Origin of the sequence: Bordetella genomosp. 8, from assembly GCF_002119685.1 — a bacterium.
Lineage (GTDB): Bacteria > Pseudomonadota > Gammaproteobacteria > Burkholderiales > Burkholderiaceae_B > Bordetella_C.
Genome location: NZ_CP021108.1, coordinates 1729734 through 1752788, shown reverse-complemented (window position 1 = coordinate 1752788; position 23055 = coordinate 1729734). Strand labels below are relative to the sequence as shown.

The 23055-nt window shown below is 66.6% G+C and carries 18 protein-coding genes; 11 read left to right on the top strand and 7 right to left on the bottom strand.

Features of this window, described 5'->3' with window-relative positions:
* Window positions 1–84 precede the first annotated feature (84 nt).
* Window positions 85–1056: a DUF72 domain-containing protein gene (locus CAL12_RS08065; protein ID WP_086064017.1), complete on the top strand. Its 972-nt coding sequence runs from the start codon at window positions 85–87 to the stop codon at window positions 1054–1056.
* 42 nt (window positions 1057–1098) lie between these two features.
* Here the strand turns inward: CAL12_RS08065 and CAL12_RS08060 are convergent, their stop codons facing one another.
* Window positions 1099–3054, bottom strand: a complete 1956-nt coding sequence (locus CAL12_RS08060) for a TRAP transporter large permease (RefSeq protein WP_420042786.1) — start codon at window positions 3052–3054, stop codon at window positions 1099–1101.
* Window positions 3054–4070, bottom strand: coding sequence for a TRAP transporter substrate-binding protein (locus CAL12_RS08055; RefSeq protein ID WP_086064016.1), 1017 nt, complete (start codon window positions 4068–4070; stop codon window positions 3054–3056). The genes CAL12_RS08060 and CAL12_RS08055 overlap by 1 nt, the downstream gene beginning before the upstream one ends.
* Window positions 4071–4639: 569 nt before the next feature.
* Here CAL12_RS08055 and CAL12_RS08050 point away from each other — a divergent pair.
* From CAL12_RS08050 to CAL12_RS08040, 3 genes are all read left to right on the top strand, one after another.
* Window positions 4640–5476 carry an inositol monophosphatase family protein gene (locus CAL12_RS08050; RefSeq protein WP_086064015.1) on the top strand — a complete coding sequence of 279 codons (837 nt, stop codon included), beginning with the start codon at window positions 4640–4642 and terminating at the stop codon, window positions 5474–5476.
* Between the two features lie 202 nt (window positions 5477–5678).
* Entirely contained in the window at window positions 5679–6623 is a 945-nt protein-coding gene (epsC, locus tag CAL12_RS08045; RefSeq protein WP_086064014.1) for a serine O-acetyltransferase EpsC, read from the top strand.
* A complete protein-coding gene (locus tag CAL12_RS08040) occupies window positions 6604–7494 on the top strand; it encodes an NAD-dependent protein deacetylase (protein WP_086064013.1) in 891 nt (296 codons plus the stop codon). The genes epsC and CAL12_RS08040 overlap by 20 nt, the downstream gene beginning before the upstream one ends.
* A 95-nt stretch (window positions 7495–7589) precedes the next feature.
* On the opposite strand, the gene CAL12_RS08035 is transcribed toward CAL12_RS08040, so the two are convergent.
* From CAL12_RS08035 to CAL12_RS08015, 5 genes are all read right to left on the bottom strand, one after another.
* Complete coding sequence (locus tag CAL12_RS08035) at window positions 7590–8738, bottom strand: AI-2E family transporter (RefSeq protein WP_232464740.1); 1149 nt, start codon at window positions 8736–8738, stop codon at window positions 7590–7592.
* 241 nt (window positions 8739–8979) lie between these two features.
* Complete coding sequence (gene galE / locus CAL12_RS08030) at window positions 8980–10017, bottom strand: UDP-glucose 4-epimerase GalE (protein ID WP_086064011.1); 1038 nt, start codon at window positions 10015–10017, stop codon at window positions 8980–8982.
* Between the two features lie 22 nt (window positions 10018–10039).
* Window positions 10040–11440 carry a phosphomannomutase/phosphoglucomutase gene (locus tag CAL12_RS08025; protein ID WP_086064010.1) on the bottom strand — a complete coding sequence of 467 codons (1401 nt, stop codon included), beginning with the start codon at window positions 11438–11440 and terminating at the stop codon, window positions 10040–10042.
* A 15-nt stretch (window positions 11441–11455) separates the two neighbouring features.
* The gene (locus CAL12_RS08020; protein WP_086064009.1) at window positions 11456–13714 is read right to left on the bottom strand and encodes a polysaccharide biosynthesis tyrosine autokinase; all 2259 of its coding nucleotides are present in this window, start codon (window positions 13712–13714) and stop codon (window positions 11456–11458) included.
* A 94-nt stretch (window positions 13715–13808) separates the two neighbouring features.
* Entirely contained in the window at window positions 13809–14948 is a 1140-nt protein-coding gene (locus CAL12_RS08015) for a polysaccharide biosynthesis/export family protein (RefSeq protein WP_198298404.1), read from the bottom strand.
* 241 nt (window positions 14949–15189) lie between these two features.
* Between CAL12_RS08015 and CAL12_RS08010 the strand changes: the two genes are divergently transcribed.
* From CAL12_RS08010 to CAL12_RS07980, 7 genes are all read left to right on the top strand, one after another.
* A complete protein-coding gene (locus tag CAL12_RS08010) occupies window positions 15190–16596 on the top strand; it encodes an undecaprenyl-phosphate glucose phosphotransferase (RefSeq protein WP_086067741.1) in 1407 nt (468 codons plus the stop codon).
* Window positions 16586–17089 carry a GDP-mannose mannosyl hydrolase gene (locus CAL12_RS08005; protein ID WP_198298403.1) on the top strand — a complete coding sequence of 168 codons (504 nt, stop codon included), beginning with the start codon at window positions 16586–16588 and terminating at the stop codon, window positions 17087–17089. Before CAL12_RS08010 ends, CAL12_RS08005 begins: the two co-directional genes overlap by 11 nt.
* A complete protein-coding gene (locus tag CAL12_RS08000; RefSeq protein ID WP_086064008.1) occupies window positions 17086–18510 on the top strand; it encodes a mannose-1-phosphate guanylyltransferase/mannose-6-phosphate isomerase in 1425 nt (474 codons plus the stop codon). Before CAL12_RS08005 ends, CAL12_RS08000 begins: the two co-directional genes overlap by 4 nt.
* 147 nt (window positions 18511–18657) lie before the next feature.
* Window positions 18658–19770, top strand: coding sequence for a GDP-mannose 4,6-dehydratase (gene gmd, locus CAL12_RS07995; RefSeq protein ID WP_086064007.1), 1113 nt, complete (start codon window positions 18658–18660; stop codon window positions 19768–19770).
* Between the two features lie 4 nt (window positions 19771–19774).
* Window positions 19775–20728 carry a GDP-L-fucose synthase gene (gene fcl / locus CAL12_RS07990; protein ID WP_086064006.1) on the top strand — a complete coding sequence of 318 codons (954 nt, stop codon included), beginning with the start codon at window positions 19775–19777 and terminating at the stop codon, window positions 20726–20728.
* Window positions 20729–20785: 57 nt separating this feature from the next.
* Window positions 20786–22117, top strand: a complete 1332-nt coding sequence (locus tag CAL12_RS07985; protein WP_086064005.1) for a lipopolysaccharide biosynthesis protein — start codon at window positions 20786–20788, stop codon at window positions 22115–22117.
* A 26-nt stretch (window positions 22118–22143) separates the two neighbouring features.
* A complete protein-coding gene (locus CAL12_RS07980) occupies window positions 22144–23049 on the top strand; it encodes a glycosyltransferase family 2 protein (protein WP_086064004.1) in 906 nt (301 codons plus the stop codon).
* The last annotated feature ends 6 nt before the right edge of the window (window positions 23050–23055 follow it).

Here is a 23055-nt window from a genome sequence, read left to right as displayed (position 1 = left end):
TGGGCCGGGCCGGTCTGCCCGGGCCGGCCCAACCCCAGCAAGCCCGACCCTGGGATAATGCACCGCGACCTCACGCGAGTGCCCATGTCCACGACGCCTTCCACCCATCCACAGCACGACGCGCGCGCACCATCAGGCCCGCCCGCGCCGGCCATCCTGGTGGGCACCGCTTCCTGGACCGACCCGACCTTGCTGGCGTCCGGCCGCTTCTACCCCGCCGGCACCACCACCGCCGAGGCCCGCTTGCGCCATTACGCCACGCGGTTCCCCATCGTCGAAGTGGACTCCAGCTATTACACCCTGCCATCGGCGCGCAATGCCCAGGCATGGGCCACGCGCACCCCGGACGACTTCGTCATCAGCATCAAGGCATTCCGCCTGTTCACCGGCCATCAGACCCCCTGGGCGGCGCTGGACGGCGATCTGCGCGACGCGCTGCCGGAGCCACCGGCGCACGCCGGCCGCGATGCCGTGTTCATAGACCAGTTGCCGCGCGACGTGGTGGAGGAAAGCTGGCGACGCTTCGTATTCGCGCTGGAGCCCCTGCGCATGTCCGGCAAACTTGGCACGGTGCATTTCCAGTTTCCGCGCTGGATCAAGCCGGATGCGCGCGGCCGCGCGCGCGTCGCCGATTGCGTCGCGCACCTGGAAGACCATATCGCATCGGTGGAGTTTCGCCATCGCGCCTGGTTCGATGGCGCGGCGGCCGCCTCCACGCTGGATTTCCTGCGCGAGCTGGGCGCGGCGCACACCGTCGTCGACGCGCCGCAGGGCTTCCAGGACGCCGTTCCGCCCGTATGGGCAACCACCCGCGACGACCTCGCGCTGGTCCGCCTGCATGGACGCAACGCGGCGGCGTGGACCGCGTCGGGCAACGCATCGTCGGGCCGCTTCAACTACGAATACAGCACGGCCGAACTCGAAGAGCTGGCCCGTCGCGTGCGGGCCCTGGCCGATCGCGTGCGCACGACCCATGTCATCCTCAACACCAACTTCGAAGACCAGGGGATGCGCAACGCCCAGGGCCTGATGACGGCGTTGCAAGCGGCGCTGTAGTCCCTGGCCCGCCGTGCCGCGCGCGCGACGTTGGCCGCGCCGTCAGGGTGCGGCTTTCCCCAGGAAGCCGATGGACAGCCACGGGATCGCCGCGACGATGATCAGCCCGATCGCGATGGACACCAGGTAGCCCACGATGGCCCGCATGCCGCGATCCGGCGCGACCCGGCCGATGGCGCAGGCCGCGTAGTACCCGACGCCGAACGGCGGCGCGAACAGGCCTATGCCCATCGCCAGGATCACAACCATGGCGTAGTGGACTTCATGCACGCCGATCTGCCGGGCGATCGGGAACAGCAGGGGCCCGAACAGCACGATGGCCGGTATGCCTTCCAGCACGCTGCCCAGGATGACGAATGCGACGATGGACACGGCCAGGAAGGTGACGGCGCCGCCCGGCAGCCCGGCCATCATGTCGGCCAGCTGATGGGAAAAACCGGATTGCGTCAACGCCCATGCCATGCCCGTCGCGGCGCCGATGATCAACAGGATGGCGCCGGACAGGCTGGCGGTATCGACCAGCATGGGCCACAGGCGCTTCCAGTCGAAGCGCCGGTACACCAGCAGGCCGACCAGGGCAGAGTAGATGATGCCGATGGTCGAGACCTCCGTGGCAGTCGCCACGCCCTCCACCACCGCCGCGCGGATCACGAAGGGCAGCGCCAGGGCCGGCAGCGCGATCATCAGCGCGCGCAGGATCTGCGGGCGCGTGGCCCGCGCGACATTGCCCATGTCTTCATGGCGGCTACGTCGCCACACCACGAAACACAGCATCAGCCCCAGCACCAGTCCGGGCAGCAGGCCGCCGGTGAACAAGGCCGTGATCGATACGCCCGTGACCGAACCGATGGTGATCAGCACCAGGCTGGGCGGTATGGTTTCAGTCTGCGCGCCGGTCGCCGACAGCAGCGCCACCAGATCGCCTTCGCTGGCGCCGCGCTTGCGCATCTCGGGAAACAGCACGGGCGCGACGGCCGCCATGTCGGCCGCCTTGGCGCCCGAGATGCCGGACACCAGGTACATCGCGCCGATCAGCACATACGACAGGCCTCCGCGCACATGCCCCAGCAGGCTGGCCAGGAAGCCCACCATGCGCTCGGCCATGCCGGTCATCTCGATCAACACGCCCAGGAACACGAACATCGGCACGGCGAGCAGGATCAGGTGCGACATGCCTTCGTCCATGCGTCCCACGACCACCATCATCGGCGTGCCGGTGCTCAAGGCCAGGTAGCCGAAAGTCGCCAGGCCGAAGCAGAAGGCAATGGGCACGCCGGCGAACACGCACACGGCGACCACGCCGACGAAGAAGACCACCAGGTTGGCATTGCCCAACTGGGCGAACAGGGGCTGCAGCGCCATCATGCCGGCGACGATGGCGGCCACCAGCAGGACCGCGCCCAGCGTGACGCGCCAGCGCGCGCGAGCGGCCAGCCGCAACAGCCCGATCGCGATCATGAGCGCGGTGCCGACCGGCAAGGCGGCGGCGCGCCAGATATTGGATATCTCGAGCGCCGGGGTGGTGACGTATTGCTCCTCGACCGCATACTCGTAGCCGGGCATGGCGATCATCAACAGGAAGGCCAGCGCGCCCGCCATGGCGACGACATCCAGGAAAGCGCGTGCCGCGGGCGGCGCACGGCTGACCAGCGCCGTCATGCGCATATGTTCGCCGCGGCGGAAGGCGACCACGGCGCCCAGCATGGCCAGCCACAGGAACAGGATGGACGCGAGTTCGTCGGACCATACCAGCGGCGTGTGGAAGGCATAGCGCGCGACGACACCGGCGAACAGCACGGCGATCTCCGCGACCACGAGCAGGGCCGCGGGAATTTCGATCAGCAGGCCCAGGACGGTATCCAGGCCGCGCATCCAGGCAGGCCCCGCGGCGACGCGATCGGCGGCGTGCGCAGCGACATGCGCAGCGGCGTGCGCAGCGTCATGCCCGGCGGCGGACGCAACGACGCCCTGCGCGGGCGGCGGGCGCACCTCGGGCATCACGACAGCTTGCCGACCGATTGTTCCAGGATGGCCCAGGCCTTGTCGCCGTACTTGCCTTGCCACTCCTTGTAGAAGCCCGCCTTGCGCAGGGCCTCGCGGATGGGCGCGGGATCGGGTGTGTTGAAAACCAGCCCCTGCCGCGCCAACTGCGTCTGCAGTTCGCCGTTCAGCTTGAAGGTGTCGGCGCGCATCTTCATGCCGGCGTCGTTGATGTGGGTCGAGACGATGCCCTGGATATCCTTGGGCAATTTTTCCCAGGCGCGGCGGTTCATCAGGAACCAGAAGCCGTCCCACATATGGTTCGTCATGGAGCAGTACTTCTGCACTTCATACAGCTTGGCGGTCTGGATGATCGCCAGCGGGTTTTCCTCCGCGTCGACGATGCGGGTCTGCAGCGCCGAATACGTTTCGTTGAAGTTGATGCTGGCCGGCGCCGCGCCCAGCGCCTGGAACATGGACGTCCACAGCGGGCTGACCGGCACGCGTATCTTCAGGTCCTTGAAGTCCCCCGGCGCATTGATGGGCCGCGTGCTGGTGGTGACCTGGCGGAAGCCGTTATCCCAGATCTTGTCCATCACCAGCAGGCCCTTGGCCTGGATCTCCTGCCGGATGAAGGCCCCTAGCGGACCGTCCATGGCCTTCCAGACGGTGTCGTAGTCGGGGAAGGTGAAGCCCACGCCGCTGATCGACGCGGCGGGCACCAGCGTGGAGAGGATCAGGCCGGACAAGGTGAAGAATTCCACCGCGCCGGCGCGCAGCTGGCTCAGGGTGTCGGTATCCGAGCCGAGTTGGCTGCTGGGAAAGACATCCAGCTGGAAGCGGCCGTTGGTGTCCTTGGCGATGGCGGCGGCGGCTTCACGCGCGCGCACGTTCATGGGATGCGTGGCCGGCAGGTTGTTGGCGTACTTGTAGCGGAACTCAGGCGCCGCCATGGCGCGCCGTACCGGCGTGGCAGCGACCACCGCGCCGCCGGCCGCCGCCAGCACCCACTTCCGTCGTGTCGTGTCGATCATCGATTCCTATGCCTCCGTATTGTTTTATCCGCGCGCTCGCGGGGCGCGGTATACGCTCACGTGTCCGCCGCGCGGCCGTGGCATGCCGGCACGGCCGGGTCGGGCGCATCGGGCCTCTCCGTCGGGCGGCGAGGTATTAAATCATAGGGTCATCGGGGGCGGCTTAAGAAAGTTCTCGCACTATTGCAAGCCGACATGGTGCATTTCAACGCCCCGGCGATTCATCCTATGATTTATCCCCACCTTTTGTGGACAACCCTTGGGATAGCTGTTGAGCAGCTCGAAAAATCCCTTGGCAGTCAAGCACTTGGGCCCGGCGAGCAGGGATGGCCCAGGCGCCATGGCGGGACGCTTATCCCCACGTTTTGTGGACAACCCTTGGGATAGCTTTGGGGCAGATTCAAAAATGCCTTGCCGCACAAGCACTTGGCGCAGCCGGGCAGAATCGGCGCAGCGTCGGCCGTGACGCGGATGTCAGCCGCCGTGCGCGGTCTCATGGTAGATTCGACCCCCTCCCCGCCCATGCTCGCCCGGTGCGCCATGCGCGACACGCGGTCGAACCTATCGCCATGCTCCGATCCATCACCCGTGAAGAAACACGCCGCATCGCCGCGCTGATGGCCGAAGCCGCGGCGGCCGAGATCATGCCGCGCTTCCGCCGGCTGGCGAGCGACGCCGTGCGCCACAAGACCTCGCCGCTGGACCTGGTCACCGACGCCGACGAAGCGGCGGAGCGCTACATCGGCGAGCGCCTGGCACGCGCCTATCCGGGCGCGGTGCTGGTCGGCGAGGAAGCCTGTTCGCGCAATCCGGCGCTGCTGAATGTGTGGATCGATGCCGAACTGGCCTTCCTGATCGACCCCGTAGACGGGACGCGCAACTATGTCGCCGGCCTGCCGCTGTTCGGCGTGATGGTCGCGGCCGTGAGCCGCGGCGAAGTCATGGCCGGGATCATCTACGATCCGCTATGCCGCGACGCCGCCATCGCGGTGCGCGGCGAAGGCGCGTGGCTGGAGAGCGAGCACGGCGTGCAGACGCCGCTGCGGGTGGCCGAACCGGCGCCGGTAAAGGACATGACCGGATTGATCGCGGTCGGGCACCTGGACGATCCCTTGCGCACGACCGTCAACGCGAATGCGCTCGGGCTGGCGTCTTCGACCATACTCAACTGTTCGGCGCACGAATACCGCATGATCGCCGGCGGCCACGCGCACGTGCTGCTGTACGGGCGTCTCATGCCCTGGGACCACGCGGCCGGCTGGCTGCTGCACCACGAGGCCGGCGGCTACAGCGCGCATTTCGACGGTTCGCCGTACAAGCCCACGCATCGCGGCGGCGGGCTGTTGTACGCACCCGATGTCGGCAGCTGGAAGGCCGCGCACCGGCTGTTGCTGGGCGAGGACTGAGCCGGCGGCCCTCACTTCCGGCGAAGCACGCCCGCGCTCCACGGTCATGAACCCACGGCCTTAAACCCTGTGGGCCACAAGGTTAGCCCGCACGGGGTTTCCGCCATCGGGGTAAATTAGCGCTGTCCCGCCGATGGCCGCCGCGGGCCGCCGCGATCCGCGTCGGCACGCGCCCCCCGGTACTTTCCCAAGCCCGAGCGCCATGAACGCACCCTTGAATCACCGCAGCGCGTCCTGGAACGTGGACCGCATCGTTTCCGAACTGCGCATCGTGCGCACCGAATGGCGCCAGCCGCTGGGCCGCCTGCGCGACGGCGGCGTACGCGAATACCCTTCGCAGGAAAGCGTGCGCCAGATCGTCATCGCGCTGTGCGGCGCGTTGTTCCCCATGCGGCTCGGCCCCATAGACCTGCGCGCGGAGGTCGAGGACTTCTACGTCGGCCACACCATCGGATCCGCGCTGGATGCGCTGCTGCACCAGGTGCGGCTGGAACTGAACTCGGGTGAAGGCAACCACGGCCCCATCCGTCCCGAAACGGAACAGCGCGCCGAGGAAATCGTGCGCGCGTTCGGCGCGCGCTTGCCGGACATCCGCCGCAGGCTGGATGCGGACGTCATCGCGGCCTACCAGGGCGATCCCGCGGCACGCAGCGTGGACGAAGTGCTGCTGTGCTATCCCGGCGTGATGGCCATGATCCATCACCGCCTGGCGCACGAACTGCATCTGCTGGGCGTGCCGCTGCTGGCGCGCATCGTCGCCGAGATCGCGCATGCCGATACCGGCATCGACATCCATCCGGCCGCCACCATCGGCCGCAGCTTCTTCATCGACCACGGCACCGGGGTGGTGATCGGCGAAACCGCCGTCATCGGCGACCGGGTGCGGCTCTACCAGATGGTGACGCTGGGCGCCAAGCGCTTTCCGCCGGGCGAGAACGGCGAGCTCAAGAAAGGCCTGCCGCGCCACCCGGTGCTGGAAGACGACGTGGTGGTATATGCCGGCGCCACCATCCTGGGCCGCATCACCATAGGCCGCGGTTCGGTCATCGGCGGCAATGTGTGGCTGACCCGCGACGTGCCGCCGGGCTCCAACGTCACGCAGGCGGGCACGCTGAACACCTCCCCGGATGCCGGCCTTGGCGGCTGACGGGCCGACGACGGCCGAACTGGAGGCCTTGCGCGATTTCGTGGTGTCGCATCCGCGCCTGTTCGTGCTGACCGGGGCGGGCTGCAGCACGGGGTCGGGCATACCGGACTATCGCGATAGCGAAGGCGCCTGGAAACGCCGTCCGCCCATGAACTACGCCACGTTCATGGGCAGCGCCCTGTCCCGTTCCCGTTACTGGGCGCGCGGAATGATAGGTTGGCGCATGTTCGGCAGCGTGGCGCCCAACGCGGCCCATCTGGCCCTGGCGCGTATGCAGGACCAGGGCCGGTTCGCGCTGCTGGTCACGCAGAACGTCGACGGGCTGCACGAACGGGCCGGCAGCCGCGACGTCGTCGACCTGCATGGGCGCATGGACCGTGTCATCTGTACGCAGTGCGGGCATCTGATGCCGCGCGACCGGATGCAGGACAGCCTCGAAGCCCTGAATCCGCTGTGGCGCGACCTGGCGGCGGCCGACGCGCCGGACGGCGATGCCGACCTGGACGACATGGACTTTTCCGGTTTCCAGGTCCCGCCCTGCCCCATCTGCGGCGGCATCCTCAAACCCGACGTGGTGTTCTTCGGCGAAACTGTGCCGCGCGACCGGGTGGCCCGGGCCAACGACGCGCTGGCGACCGCCGCCGCGGTGCTCGTGGTGGGCTCGTCGCTGATGGTCTATTCGGGCTATCGCTTCGTGGCGGCCGCCGGCCGCGCCGAGCTGCCCATCGCGGCCATCAACCTGGGACGTACCCGGGCCGACGACCTGCTCTCGCTCAAGGTGGAACGGTCCTGCGCCGACACCCTGGCCGGCCTGTTGCCCCTGTTACCGCCCCAGCCGGACGCGGGCGGGCCGACGCCGGACCTGGCCTGATTTTGACCTGAGGCGCCAAGTCCTTACCAGCAAAAGGTTTTTGCTCCCTGTTCGCAGACTATCCAAAGGGTTGTCCACAGAAGCTGGGGATAACCCTATTCGCCCAGGAACTCGGCGACGCCCTGGAAGCCCTGCACATGGTCGGCGACCACCTTGACGATCACCGCGATCGGGATCGACAGCAGCGTGCCCCAGATGCCCCAGGCCCAGGTGAACAGCAGCAGGATCACGAACACCGCCACCGGGTTCATCCGTGCGATCCGTCCCGTCATCCAGGTCTGCACGACGAAACCGATCAAGGCCGCAATGAACAGGGAGACGCTGGCCACCAGGAGCGCGGGTCCCAGTTCGCCGAACTGCAGCAGCGCCGCGACGCCGGTGAACACCGCCACCAGCAGGGGGCCGAAATAGGGAACGATATGCAGCGCGCCGGCGACCACGCCCCAGGTGCCGGCGTTGTCCAGGCCGATGGCGCGGAAGGCCAGCCACGTCAGCACGCCCAGCAGGGCGTTGGTCACCACCATCATCATCATGTACAGGCGGATGGACCGATGGATCTCGCCCAGCATGTGCACGCTGACCTTTTTCTCGCTCAGGTTGCGTCCGCATAGATGGATGAACTTGCGCTTGAAGGTGTCTCCCGCCATCAAAAGGAAGAACACCAGGAAGGTCACCATCAAGGACTGGCCCACGAACGCGGCGATGCCCAGGGATCCGGCCAGCAGCATGTCTTCCAGCTTGTCGGCCGGGCGCGTCACCACCACCCGTTCGCCGCCGTTGCGCGGCTTTTCCGGCGCGCTCAGGGTATTGGCCGCCGAACGGACCTTGTCGACGATGGAGCCGTTGCCGCCGCTGAAAGTCGCCAGGGATCGCGACACCTTCTGCGCGGTCTGCGGCAGGCTGTCCACGATGGACATCACCTGCCCGCGCAGCGCGAACACCCCGAACACCACGATGCCCAGCATGGTCAGCACCACCACGGTGGCGGCGATGGCGCGCGGCAGCCGCAGGCGCTGATGCAGGAAGGTCATCGGCGTGTCGAGCGCGTAGGAAAGTATGATGGCCAGCACCACCGGGATGACGAAATCGCGTGCCTGCTGTAACGCGAACACCACGGCCAGCACGGCGATGATGGTGACCGGCGCGTGGCGCCGGTCGAAGGCCCGTGGCGGCGGCATGGCGGTGGCGCCCTCGCCGGCTGTGGACGCCGCAGCCTGGACCGTCTGCACGGCGGTTTCTGACACGGTCGTCGCTTGGGCGGACGGCGCGCGAGGCTGAGCACTCATGGGTGGGTGTGGACCAGAAATCGGGGCAGGGACCGGCGGCCTCGCGGCCGTGGCGTTATCGGTGGGTCCCTAGAGCAAGCTGCGTGCCCACGCCTTCCAGATGGCGTCGGACCGCCGATCAGCGGGCCGGCTCCGCGGCCGGCCCCCATTTACAGTCGACGCGCCCACCGTCACGGGGGGCCGGCGGCCTGGCCCGGTTTCAGTGGGTGGCGCCGTACCCTTCCGGATTGGACTGCTGCCAGCGCCAGCCGTCCTGGCACATGCTCTCCACCCCGTGGGTGGTCTGCCAGTTCAACAGACGCCGCGCCAGGCTGGCGTCCGCCCACACCCGGTCCACGTCACCCGGCCGCCGCGCCTCGATCCGGCAGGGTATGCGCAAGCCGTTGACCCGTTCGAACGTGCGCACCAGCTCCATGACGCTGGTGCCCTTGCCCGTTCCCAGGTTGACCGCCACGAAATCCGAATGGCGCAGGGCGTAATCGACGGCGCGCACATGGCCCGCCGCCAGATCCATGACGTGCAGATAATCGCGCACACCGGTGCCGTCCTCGGTGTCGTAGTCGTTGCCGAAGACTTTCAGGTGAGGCTGCCTGCCCACCGCCACCTGGGTGATGAACGGGAACAGATTGTTCGGGACGTCGCGCGGGTTTTCGCCGATCAGGCCGCTGGGGTGCGCGCCGATGGGATTGAAGTAGCGCAGCGTCACCGCGCCGAACTCGGGATCGGCCGCGCAGGCATCCTGCAGCATCTGCTCGACGATGAGCTTGGAGCGTCCATACGGATTGGTCGGATGCAGCGGATGTTCTTCGGTGAACGGCAGGAAGCGCGGCACCCCGTACACCGTCGCGGATGAGCTGAACACCAGGCGTCGTATGCCGTGGTCGCGCATGGCGGACAGCAGCGCCACTGTACCGGAGACATTGTTGTCGAAGTACTTGATGGGATCGCGCACCGATTCGCCCACGGCCTTGACGCCCGCCAGGTGCAACACGCATTCGATGGGCTGGCCCTGGCGTTCCTGCAAGGCGAACAAGCCATCCAGCAATCCCGCCGACCGGATGTCGCCTTCGACGAACGGAATGTGCGTGCCGACGATGCGTTCGACGCGTCGCACGGCGGCGCGGCTGCCGTTGCAGAGGTTGTCGATGACGATGGGGCGGTATCCCGCGCCTATCAGCTCTATCAGGGTGTGGCTGCCGATATACCCGGCGCCGCCGGTGACCAATAACGTCGTCATTGTCGTTCCATAGCCGGTTTCGTTAGAAAGGCAGGCGCAATCCGGGTGCCACGCTAAGCAGCTGGCGCCGGAAGTCCTCCTGGATGCGCGACAGCGCCACGCCGTTGTCGCCCTCGAAGCGCAGCATTACCGCCGGCTGCGCGCCGACCGCTCGCGCCAGGCCGAAGCCGTCTTCGTATTCGACGCGCACCCCATCCAGGTGCATGATTTCGCGGGCGCCCATGAAGCGGCCGTTGGCGCGCAAGGCTTCGATCAGCCGGTACTGCTCGCCGTCCGCCGTATTTAGGCGCAGTTCCGGAGTCGCGCATGATTCCGGCAGCGCGTCCAGGACGCCCGATGCATCGTCGTGGCGCGACAGCAGTTCCAGCAGGCGCGCGGCCGCGTACAGGCCATCGCTGTAGCCGTACCAGCGATCCCTAAAGCGGATGCCGCCGCCGGTTTCGCCGGCCAGCTGCGCGCCGGTCTCGAGCATCCGCGCGCCGATATGGACGTCGCCGCCACGACTGACTACCGACATGCCACCCACGGCGCGGATTTCACGCGCGACGTTGCGGCTGCTCCTGACGTCATGCACCACCGCCCCACCCCGCGTGCCCGGCAGCATGTCGCGGGCGAACAGGATGAGCAGGCGATCCGAGCTGATGCATGCGCCGGATTTGCTGATCACGGTCACACGATCGCCGTCGCCGGCGATCGACAGAGCCAGTTCGCAATCGCTGTAGCGCAGGGCTGCCGCCAGGTCGGCCAGATAGCGGCCTCCCTGCTGCCGCGAGGCATCGGGATAGGCGCCCGGCATATCGCCGGCGATCTCCGTGACCTCGCAACCCAGTTCGCGCAACAGGTCCGGCGCCAGGCTGTTCGCCACCCCTTGCTCGCAATCCAGCGCCACCTTCATGGCGCGGTCCAGCCGGACGTCGCTGGCGACGCGCGCGATATAGCATTGCGCGGCATTGATCTTGGCCCGGCCGCCGGAGCGCGACGGCTCGGCCGGCTGGGCATGCATGCGCCCGCGCAAGGCCTGCAGCGCTGGCTGCCCGAGCGTTTCGCCATCGAGCATGATCTTGAAGCCGTTGTAGGCGTCGTCGTCCTGCCCGCCCGTGACGGACACCGCCGCGGCCGTATCCGTCAGGCGCGCCGCGAACCAGGTCAGGGGCGTGGGCGCCATGCCGATATCGATCACCGCCATACCCGATTCGCGCACCCCCGCCTGTAGCGCCGCGCCCAATTCGACGCTGCTGAGCCGCGCATCCTTGCCGATCACCACCGCGCGCCGGTCGAGCTCCGCCACGCACCGCCCGACGGCCAGGCCGAGGGCGTGTGCGAAGCGGGCGTCGATTTCCTGGCCGACGCGGCCACGTATGTCATCGGTGCGGAAGACGTGCGGCGGGAATCCGGACATTTCCGGAAGACCCAATGAATCCATGACGTCTCCGATGGGCTAGGGCTGGTTCTCGCCGTAGTACGACGCACGCGAGTAGCGATACGGCCCGTACTTGGAGCGATAGCCCCAGCCTTCGGACTGCAGCTTCAAGCCGTTGAAGACCACGCCGGCCACCGGCGCGCCGGCCTGCTGCAGACGCTTGTTGGTTTCGCGGATCTCGCCCACCGTGTTCATGCCGGACCGCACCACGACCATCACGGCCGCCGCATGGGCGCCGACGACGGCGGCGTCCGACGACGACAGCACCGGTGCCGTATCGACGATGACGATGTCGTAGTCGGCGGCAAGTGCGTGCAGGCATTCCCCAAAGGCTTCGGAGGCCAGCAGCTCGGACGGGTCGAAGGTGACGCGGCCGGTGGAGATGAAGTCCACCCCGTTCATGATGTTGCGCTTGGTCACGGCCTCCAGCGGCACCGTACCGGCCAGCACTTCGAACAAGCCGTTCTCCGCGGAGGTCGCGAAATAGCGGTTCAGGGTGCCGCGGCGGAAGTCGGCGTCGATCAGCAGCACCCGCTTGCCGACGGCGGCCTGGATGAAGGCGAAGTTGGCCGACAGGAAGGACTTGCCAACGCCGGCCAGCGGTCCGGTAAAGACCACGATATTGTTGGAGGAATCGCGCATCGCCACCTGCAACACCGTGCGGAAGCTGCGCAGGCTCTCGATGGGCGGCGTGCTGCCGTTGCTCTGCGCCAGCAGCGCGGGGATGCGCGTGTTCTTGCGGCGGGCACGGCGCCACAGGCGATCCTGCAGATCGCTGTAGGGCACGGTGGCCAGCACAGGCAGGCCCGTATAGCGCTCGATTTCGTCGGGATCGGTCAGGCCGCCGAATAGCGCGTTGCGCAGGAATGCGACCACCACGCCCAGGATCAGGCCGGCCAGCGCCGCCACGCCGATGACAATGGGCGCCTTCGGGCTGAGCGGACGTTCCGCCGCCACCGCCGTGTCCACCACGCGCACATTGCCCACCTTGCCGGCGCGGATCATGCGCAGCTGCTGGGCGTTGGCCAGCAGGCCGGTATACAGGTCGGTATTGACCTTGACGTCGCGCGTCAGCCGCACCACGTCCTGCTCCAGATCCGGCAGTTCGCGGATCTTGCTGTTCAGCTTGTTCATATCCCCGGTCAGCGAGGCGATCTGGCGATCGATCGCGGTGATGCTGGGATGCGAAGGCGCGAAGCGCGTGATCAGCTCCTGCCGCTGCGCCTTCAGTTCGAAGATTCGGTTCTGCGTCTGCACCGACTGGCCCAGCACCAGCTTGCCCTCTTCCGTCAGGTCGATGGTGCCGCGCGAGTTACGCAAGGCGTTGTAGCGGGTTTCCGAATCTTCCAGCTGCTTCTTCAGCACCGGCAGCTGCTGATCCAGGAAAGCCAGCGACTTCTCGGCCTGCGCGGTCTTGCGGTTGGTGTTCTGCCGCACGTATTCCTGGCCGATCTCGTTCAATACCGCCGCCGTCAGCACGGGGTCCTGGCCGGTCAGGTTCACGCCTATGACATTGGACTGCCGGCCGCGCTCGAAGATGTTCATGCGCGCCTGCACCGACTCGATGGCCTCCAGGCGCGAATTGCGCACGATCGTGAAGCTGGTTTCCGGACGGCCCTGCAGCGCGTCGATCTGTACTTCGATGGCGCCGCCAGGCACCTCGAAGCGCTCCAGCTGGCCGACCCGGCCTTCGAAGCGGCGATCGTGCACGGGATCCACCAGTTCGTAGGCCCCGCCGCCCAGCGTGATCACATGCAGCTTCTTGCCGATCAGGTCGTCCGGTACGTCGATGCGATTGACCTGTATGCGTTCGCCGCCCCAGGCCCAGCCGCCGGGAATCGCGTCCGTGATGGATGTGGGCAGCGCGAAGCTCTCATGCCGCTTGGCGAGCCAGCGGCCGATCACAGGGAAGTAATCGGGCATGGCATGCACGTACAGCTGGTAGTAGTCCACGGCGTGGCCCACCACCATGCGCGAGCGCAGGATTTCCATTTCGCCCGATGCCGCCTGCTTGATGTCGAAAATCGACGACACGTCGCTGAGCGTGCTGGTGCGCTGGCCGCTGGGCAATTCCTCTTCCACCTGCACCGCGATGTCCGACTGGTACACGGGTGCCTTGACCATGTAGTACGCCACGCCGATCAGCGTGGCAAGCACGGTGAGGACGATGATCATGAAACGGTTCGCCAGCAATACGTCCACGTACGACATCATCGGAGTGTCCGGCGGCGTACCGCCGGTGTTGGCGTATTCCAGCTGGAGAGGAGGCTGCTTCATTGTCGACTCGCTAATAGGAAGAAACATCGCGCCGGCCAGGGCCGGCACACGGGGGCCCGCATCGTCACGCCATGCGGGCCGCGTGCGGAAGGGGTTACTGCCTGCGGACGGCGTCCACCGTCTGGACCGTCTGCGCGCTGGGGAACAGGAGCGAGATAAAGCGATTCCACCGCACCAGGTTGCCTGCATCGACGAACACCACGTCCTTCGATTGCAACGGGAATTTCTGGGCTACCGCCAGGGCCTGGGGCGATGCGCTGTTCAAACGAAATACCTCCGGTGTGGCATTGGGCATGGAACGAACGACATAGATATCCGCCGGTTCGCTGGTCAGCTGGCTGGGGCCTCCGGCTTCGCCCAAGGCGTCTCCCAGCGACAACAAGCCGTCACGCATCGTCAGCGCCAGCGGCTGCGTTACTTCTCCCATCACGTAGACCTTGTTCTCGTCGCGCGGAACGACGCGGACAATGTCGTTGGACTGCAGCAGAATCGACGTCGGATCGATGCCTGCTTGCTGCAGCGCCGGCAGATCCACACGCGTCGTCTGGCCGTCACGCGTCACATACACGCGGCTGCGATCGGCGGTGGGCAGGACGCCGCCAGCCGTGTTGATGGCCTGCGGCAGCGTCATCGGCACATCGGTGATCGGCAGCGGACCGGGGGTCTTTACCTCGCCTTCGATGAATACGCGTTTGCTGCGATAACCTAGCACGCGCACCGTGATTTGAGGATCCTGAATAAAGTTGGCGGAGCCGCGTATCAAGCCACCGCGGACTTGCGACTCAGTCAACCCGGCTACCTTCACAAGGCCTACGTAGGGGAACTGAATGTAGCCATCCGAGGAGACGGGATAGCCAGGAATGCCGGCGCCGGTATCCCCAAAGGTGAGTTCGGTGGGCCCAGTTCCGATGCTGTAGGTCTGCGTCGGAAGCACTAGTTCTGGGTGGTCCCAGACCACGATAGAAAGAATGTCGCCCGGGCCGATGACATAAGGCTTCGGCGTGCCGATAAGTTTACGAACGTTATCGGAGACGGGCTGTTCACGCGCCTGTGTCTGTTCGACCGCGAGCTGCGGCGTGATGTCCTTGACCGCCACACGTGAGTTTGGATCATTCGGATCCACAAGGAAGTCGGCCTTGTAGCGCATGCCGGGCGCGAATGCGCAGGCGCCCAACAAAGATACGAGAGCGACCATGAGGCCGCCCCGGCAAAGCGTGCGAAGGATCGTATTCATTGGCTTTCCACGGTTAAAGACCTTTCTAGGCCTACTGTTTCGCGGTACTACGGCCGCGTAACGGGTTGCGACATTGCACGCGATTTCCGCGGTGCCGCACATTGGGCTGATGGCCTAATACCTCGCATAAGCCCTTTGGACGTTTCGACCAGGATGAGCGCTCCCTATGATTTTTCAGTCGCGATGTTGCGACGCCGCGCAGCGCATTGGGCGCGCCGATCGAATCACCCTGGAGCACGTCATGGACACATCGCCGGTGAACGTATCGGGCAAGCTGGCCGATACCAGCCTGCTGTTTAGACTGACCGATGCCGCCGTGGTCGCGGCGGTCGGACTGGGGGCGACCACATGGCTGGACGCACGGCAAGGTCCCGACGTCGCGCCCATACACGCGATGCTGGTGTACCTGTGCAGCTTCGGCACCATCGCCATCTTCCCGGCCTTTCGCCTGTACAGTTCGTGGCGCGGACGCAGCCTGTTCGATCTGTCCGCGCGCAGCTTCGCGGCATGGACCACGGTATTCGCGCTGGGCATCCTTATCAGCTTCCTGAATCACCAGGTCGGCGCAATCTCGCGGCTCTGGGCCCTGAGCTGGTATGCCGGAACGGCGGCCGGGTTGATCGGCCTGCGCCTGGCCGTGCACGGCATCCTGCGCGAAGCGCGCGATCGCGGCCTGGACCGCAAGCGCGTCCTGATGATCGGCTTCGGCACCCTGGGCCACGACCTGTGGCGGCGCGCGGCCGCCGCGCGCAGCAGCGGCTACGAAATTGCCGGCATCTACGTCAACACCAAGGAGCAGCTCCCCGCCAAGGCGCATCGACTGAATGCACTGACCGAACTATCGGCCTTCATACGCGAGCACGAGGTACGCGAAGTCTGGATCGCCCTGCCCGTGGAATCCAGCGCGCTGGTGCGCGAAGCCATCTACCACCTGCGCCACGATCCCATCGACGTGCGCTGGATCCCCGACGTGATGTCGGTACGGCTGCTGGGCCATCGCGTCGACGAGTTCCTGGGCGTGCCCGCCATCGAGCTGAACAGCCTGCCGGCCGCCGGCATCCGCGGCATGGCCAAGGAAGTGTTCGACCGCGTTTTCGCCTTCTTCGTCCTGCTGGGGCTGTCGCCGGTACTTCTTTCGATCGCATTGATGATCAAGCTGACCTCGCGCGGACCCGTGCTGTTCACGCAAAAGCGCCTGGGCGTGGACGGCAGGGTGTTCCAGGTCTACAAATTCCGCAGCATGACGGTGCACCAGGAAAAGGGAACCGTCACGCAGGCCACCCGCAACGATGCGCGCGTGACGTCCATCGGCGCCTTCCTGCGCCGTACCAGCCTGGATGAACTGCCGCAGTTCATCAACGTGCTGCGCGGCGAGATGTCGGTGGTCGGTCCGCGCCCGCACGCGCTGGAACACAACGAGCAATACAAGGACGTGGTCGCGCGCTACATGCTGCGCCATCGCGTCAAGCCCGGCATCACTGGCTGGGCGCAGGTCAACGGCTATCGCGGCCAGACCGATACGGTCAACAAGATGCGCAGCCGCGTCGAGTTCGACCTGTACTACATCCAGAACTGGACCTTCCTGATGGACATGCGCATCATCGCCAGGACCGCCGTGTCAGGCTGGACCGGAAAAAATGTCTATTGAGCTGCGCGCTTCATCCGGCGCCGGCCGGCTCAGCACCGAGCGCTTCCGCGAAGCGGTGGACATGCTTCCGCTGGTCTCCATCGACCTGTTGCTGCGCGACGCGGGCGGACGCTATCTGCTGGGGCTGCGCGGCAATCCGCCGGCGCAGGGCCGCTGGTTCGTGCCGGGCGGCCGCATCCGCAAGAGTGAAACGCTGGCGCAGGCGCTGGAGCGCCTGGCCGCCGAGGAACTGGGCATGACGCTGCCGCCGGCCAGTTGGCGGCTGCACGGCGTGTACGAACACTTTTACGACGTCAACTTCGCCGGCGAATCGGGCATGCCTACCCACTACGTGGTGCTGGCATACGAAGCGCAGCTGCCGTCCGGCCCCCTGGCCACGGCTTTGCCGGCCACCCAGCACCTGGGCTACCGCTGGGACACCCCCGAGGATGCCGCGCGCGACGCGGACGTACATCCCTATACGAAGGCCTACTTCACGGAGCAACATCCATGACTGGACCCTATCCCGAGTTTCGCCCCGTCATCCTCTGCGGCGGATCCGGTTCGCGCCTGTGGCCGCTTTCGCGTGAGCTGCTGCCCAAGCAGTTCATCCGCCTGACGGGCGAGCGCAGCCTGCTGCAGAACACCGTGATGCGCCTCGCAAACAGCGCCGACGCCACGCGTCCGTTGCTGGTCTGCAACGACGCGCACCGCTTCATCGCCGCCGAGCAGCTGCAGGAGCTGGACGACATCCAGCCCGAACTTCTGCTCGAACCCTGCGCGCGCAATACGGCACCCGCCATCGCGGCCGCCGCGCTGCGCGCCATGCGCGATGGCGAGGATCCGGTCATGCTGGTCGTGCCCTCGGACCACGTCATGGAAGAAGGCGAAGCCCTGCGCGACGCCTTCCGTGTGGCCCATGAGGCCGCCAGCAACGGCGCCCTGGTGACCTTCGGCATACGGCCGAGCGCGCCGCTCACCGGCTATGGCTACCTGCGCACCGAGCCATCCGACGGCGCATGGCGCCGCGTAGAGGCTTTCGTGGAAAAGCCCAATGCCGAACGCGCCGAAGAATTCCTGCGCGATGGCGGCTACTACTGGAACAGCGGCATGTTCGCCTTCCGCGCCTCGGTATTCCTGGGCGAACTGGAACGGCTGGCGCCGGCCATGCTGGACGCCGTCCGCGCCGCGGTGCGCGACGGCGTGGGCGACGACAGCGCGTTCCGCCTGGACGCGGCCGCCTTCGCGGCCTGCCCCAGCGATTCCATCGACTATGCGGTGATGGAACGTACCGACAGCGCGGTCGCCGTGCCCCTGGATGCCGGCTGGAGCGACGTCGGCGCCTGGGACGCGGTCTGGGACATCGCGACCAAGTGCGCCGACGGCAACTCGACGGCGGGCGACGTGTTGATCGAGGACTCGCGCAACTGCCTGGTGCACTCCACCAACCGGCTGGTCGCCACCATCGGCCTGGACAACATCGTGGTCATCGAGACCGCCGACGCGGTCCTGGTGGTGCACAAGGACCACACCCAGGACGTCAAGCGCGTGGTGGAGACCTTCCGCGCCCAGCACCGGCACGAGATGACCCACCACCGCGAAGTCAAGCGCCCATGGGGATCCTACGACTCCATCGGCCAGGGCCCGCGTTACCAGATCAAGCGCATCACCGTGAAGCCGGGCGCGCGCCTGTCGTCACAAATGCATCATCATCGCGCGGAACACTGGGTGGTCGTCTCGGGCACGGCGCGCATCCACAACGGCGACCGCACCTTCCTGCTCTCCGAAAACCAGTCCACCTACATCCCGCTCGGCGAGGTCCACTGCCTGGAGAACCCCGGCAAGATCCCGCTGGAGCTCATCGAAGTGCAGTCCGGCGCCTACCTGGGCGAGGACGACATCGTGCGTTTCGAGGACATGTACGGGCGCGTCTGACGCCCGCGGCGCCGCGCCCGGGAGACGGGCCCGGCGCCTCCTTCGTGTGGCCGGCCCCCAGGGCCGTGTCTTAGACCTTCCGGCCGATACCCCGGCTAGCGCTACCTCAGTACTCTTCTTGGACCTCTCAGCCTTAAGGACACAGCCATGCCAAAACGGGCATTGATTACGGGAATTACCGGCCAGGACGGCGCCTATCTCGCCGAATTCCTGCTGGACAAGGGCTACGAGGTGCATGGCATCAAGCGCCGCGCCTCCTTGTTCAATACCGCCCGTATCGACCATCTGTACCAGGATCCGCACACCAGCCCGCGCAACTTCGTGCTGCATCACGGCGACATGACCGACGCCTGCAGCCTGATCCGCATCGTCCAGGCCGTGCAGCCGGATGAAATCTACAACCTGGCCGCGCAAAGCCACGTCGGCGTCTCGTTCGAAGAACCCGAGTACACCGCCAACGCCGATGGCCTGGGCACCCTGCGCCTGCTGGAAGCGATGCGCATCCTGAAAATGGAGGATCGCACCCGCCTGTACCAGGCGTCCACGTCCGAGCTGTACGGGATGGTGCAGGAAGTCCCCCAGAAGGAAACCACGCCCTTCTACCCGCGCAGCCCCTACGCGGTCGCCAAGCTGTACGCCTACTGGATCTGCGTGAACTATCGCGAAGCCTACGGCATGTATGCCTGCAACGGCATCCTGTTCAACCACGAATCGCCGCGCCGCGGGGAAACCTTCGTCACGCGCAAGATCACGCGTGCGCTGGCCCGCATCGCCCTGGGCCTGGAAGACTGCCTCTACCTGGGCAACCTGTCCGCGCTGCGCGACTGGGGCCATGCACGCGACTACGTCGAGATGCAGTGGCTGATGCTGCAGCAGGACAAGCCGGAAGATTTCGTGATCGCCACGGGGATGCAATACAGCGTGCGCGACTTCATCAACGTCGCCGCGCGCGAGCTGGGCCTGCTGCTGGCCTGGGAAGGCGAAGGCGTGAACGAAACCGCGACGGTGCTGCTGAGCCCGGCCTATGACGCCGTCAAGCCCGGCCAGGTGATCGTGCGTGTCGACCCGCGCTACTTCCGCCCCACCGAAGTCGAGACCCTGCTGGGCGATCCGACCAAGGCCCGCGAGAAGCTGGGCTGGACGCCGCGCACGAGCTTCGAAGGCCTGGTGAAGGAAATGATCGCCAGCGACCTGAAGGAAGCCCAGCGCGACGCCCTGGTCGAGCAGAACGGCTACGAAGTGTACGCCTACAAGGAGTAGCGTCATGGCGGACCTGGAACAGCATATCTTCGTTGCCGGACATCGGGGCATGGTCGGCTCGGCGATCGAACGCGAACTGCGGCAGCGCGGGTATCGCAACATCATCACGCGCACGCACGCCGAGCTGGACCTGGAGAACCAGAACCAGGTCAACCGCTTCTTCTGCACGCAGAAGGTGGATACGGTGTACCTGGCGGCGGCCAAGGTGGGCGGCATCCTGGCCAACCGGGATTATCCGGTAGACTTCCTGTACCGCAACCTGATGATGGAATGCAACGTCATCCATGCGGCACACGCGGCCGGCGTCAAGCGCCTGCTGTTCCTGGGATCGTCGTGCATCTATCCCAAGATGGCGCCGCAACCCATGGGCGAGGACGTACTGCTGACCGGGCCGCTGGAGCCGACCAACGAACCCTATGCCATCGCCAAGATCGCCGGGCTGAAGCTGTGCGAGGCCTACAACCGACAGTATGGCGCACGCTACCTGTGCGCCATGCCGACGAACCTGTACGGCCCCAACGACAACTACGACCTGGAAAGCAGCCACGTGCTGCCGGCGCTGATCCGCAAGTTCCATGAGGCGCGGGAACAGGGCTCGCCCACCGTCACCATCTGGGGCACCGGGCAGCCGCGGCGCGAGTTCCTGCACGTGGACGACCTGGCGCGCGCCTGCGTCACGCTGGCCGAATCGGATAGCGCCCAAGGCGTCTACAACATCGGCGTCGGTACCGACGTGTCGATCGCGGAACTGGCCGCCATGGTGGCGCAGGCGGTGGGCTATCACGGCGAGCTGGTGTACGACACCAGCAAGCCGGACGGCACGCCGCGCAAGCTGCTGGACGTCAGCCGCATACAGGCGCTGGGCTGGCGCGCGGAAATGGGCCTGCGCCAGGGTATCGAATCCACCTACCACGACTACCTGCGCCACGCCCCAAGGCAGGCGCTACCGCTTGCCTAGGCAGGCCCGTCACCAGGGCTCGCGCAAACCGACAACCGACGTAGGGGAATCGCGCTCATGCGTGTGCTCGTCAAGAAGTACATCTCCGGAAACGCTTCGTTCTGGGGGCTGATGGAATATGGGCTGGGACCGCTGGTCGCGCTGGCGGCCACGCCCATACTCCTGCGCCAGCTCGGCACGGTGGGCTTCGGCCAGTTCGCCATGATCATGGCGCTGGCCGGCTTCGGCAACGTCGCCAACCTGGGCGCCGCGGTCACCGGCACCAAGCTGGTGTCCGAGCGCCTGCACGAGCCGGGAGGCGCCATGCGCGGCGCCAGCGTGAGCTTCGCCCTGGTGGGCTGTGCGCTGGTTTTCGTGATGGCGGTCGCCCTGCTGGCCTGGGGAGGCGTGTCCTGGCTGTGGCCGCACGCGACGTTCGGCGGCATCGCCGTATCGACGCTGGCGCTCCCGGCGATGATCGTCTACCTGAGCCAGCAATTCGACCAGTTGTTCACCGGCTGCCTGAAAGGACGCGAGGCTTTCGCCACCACCGCGCTGTGCGAGGTCGGCGGCCGCCTCGCGGCCTACACCGTCACCTGCACGGTGGCGGTGATCACCCAGTCGCCCACCATGGCCGCCATGACGCAGGCGGGCGGCCTGCTGGCGACCGGACTGATCAAGATGCACCTGTTCGCGCGGCACGACGGACACTACGTGGTGCGTCCGCTGATGGACCGTGGCGCCATGGGCGCGGCCTTCCGGTTTTCGCGGTGGTCCTGGCTGAACAGCCTGAGCGCCGTGGCCTTCGGCTCGGTGGACCGCATCCTGGTGGGATCGTTGCTGGGTCCCGCGACGCTGGCGATCTATACGGTGGGCGCGCAGATCGGCCAGATGATCCATACCGCGTCCGTCGCCGTGTTCCAGAAGACCATGCCGCGCATCAGCCACCTGGCCGCGGGCGCCGACAGCGTGCGCGCCGTGTACCGGGAAGTGCGCCGGCTGATGGCGGTCAACCTGACGCTGTCCGTCCTGGGCACCGCGGTCGCCCTGGCCATCAGCGCGCCCGTGCTCTCCCTGATGCTGGGCCATGCCTATACGCCGGGCCACCTGCTGACCTTCCGGCTGCTGATCGTCGCCGCCGGCCTGCTGTCGCTGAACGTCGTGGCGCACTTTTCCCTGTTGGGATTGGGTAATAGCCGCGCGGTGGCCGTGCTGAACGGGCTGGCCGGCCTGAGCATGGTCTGCGTGCTGTTCATGCTGGTGGCGCCGGTGGGCGAAAGCGCCGCGGGTTGGGCTCGCATCGCCTATTCGGTCACGACGCTGTACGGCATCTACCTGGCCCTGCGCCAGTCGCGGCCGCCGCCACTGGTGCCGCACGCGCAACGGCCGGTCACCACCGCAACACGATAAGTTTCACGCCTATGCTGAGGTCTTTGATGCGCAAGCGCCATTTGAAATCCACCCGGGCCCTGGTCGACTTCGTCAGCCGGCTGCAGATCCCGCCGCCGCCGCAAGACGCCGACAGCCTGCCTAAGGTCACGGTGGTCACGCCGTCGTACAACCAGGCCCGCTTCCTGGAGCGCACCATCCTGTCCGTGCTCAACCAGGGCTATCCCAACCTGGAATACATCATCATGGACGGCGGCTCCACCGATGGCAGCGTGGACATCATCCGCAAGTACGAACCGTACCTGACCTACTGGGAAAGCAAGAAGGACCGCGGCCAGTCGCATGCCATCAACAAGGGCTTCGCCATGGCCACCGGCGACTATGTCGGCTGGCAGAACTCCGACGACCTGTATTGCGCCGGCGCCCTGGTCAAGCTGGGCCGGGCCGCCGCCAAGCGGCGCCCGCCCATCGTCAACGGCCATCTGTACATCGCCGACGCCGACAACCGCATCTTCCGCCAGGTCTTCTACACCCCGCTGACGCGCTCCAAGCTGACCATCATCAAGGCGTCCATTCCCAACCAGGTGGCGCTGTTCCGCCGCGACTGCCTGGAGCGGCACGGCCTGCTGAAGGAAGAAATGCGTTATTGCATGGACCTGGAGCTGTGGAGCCGCCTGCTGCACGACGGCCCGAACGTCCTGGTGCCTTCGGCCATGGGCGTCTACACCGCCCATGAGGAAACCAAGACCGCGCTGCTGCAGGACGTGCTGGAAAGCGAACGCGAGCAGATCATCGGCGATATCCGCGCCACCGAACGCGGCATCGGCCCGCTGTTCGGCCTGTCCTGCCGTGCCGCCAAGGTGGCGGCGCACGCGCGGCAAGGCGACCTGGACTATCTGTTCGACAAGCTGCTGCACAAAGTGGCCGGTCGCGACGACTGGAACGCGCACTAGAGGCCC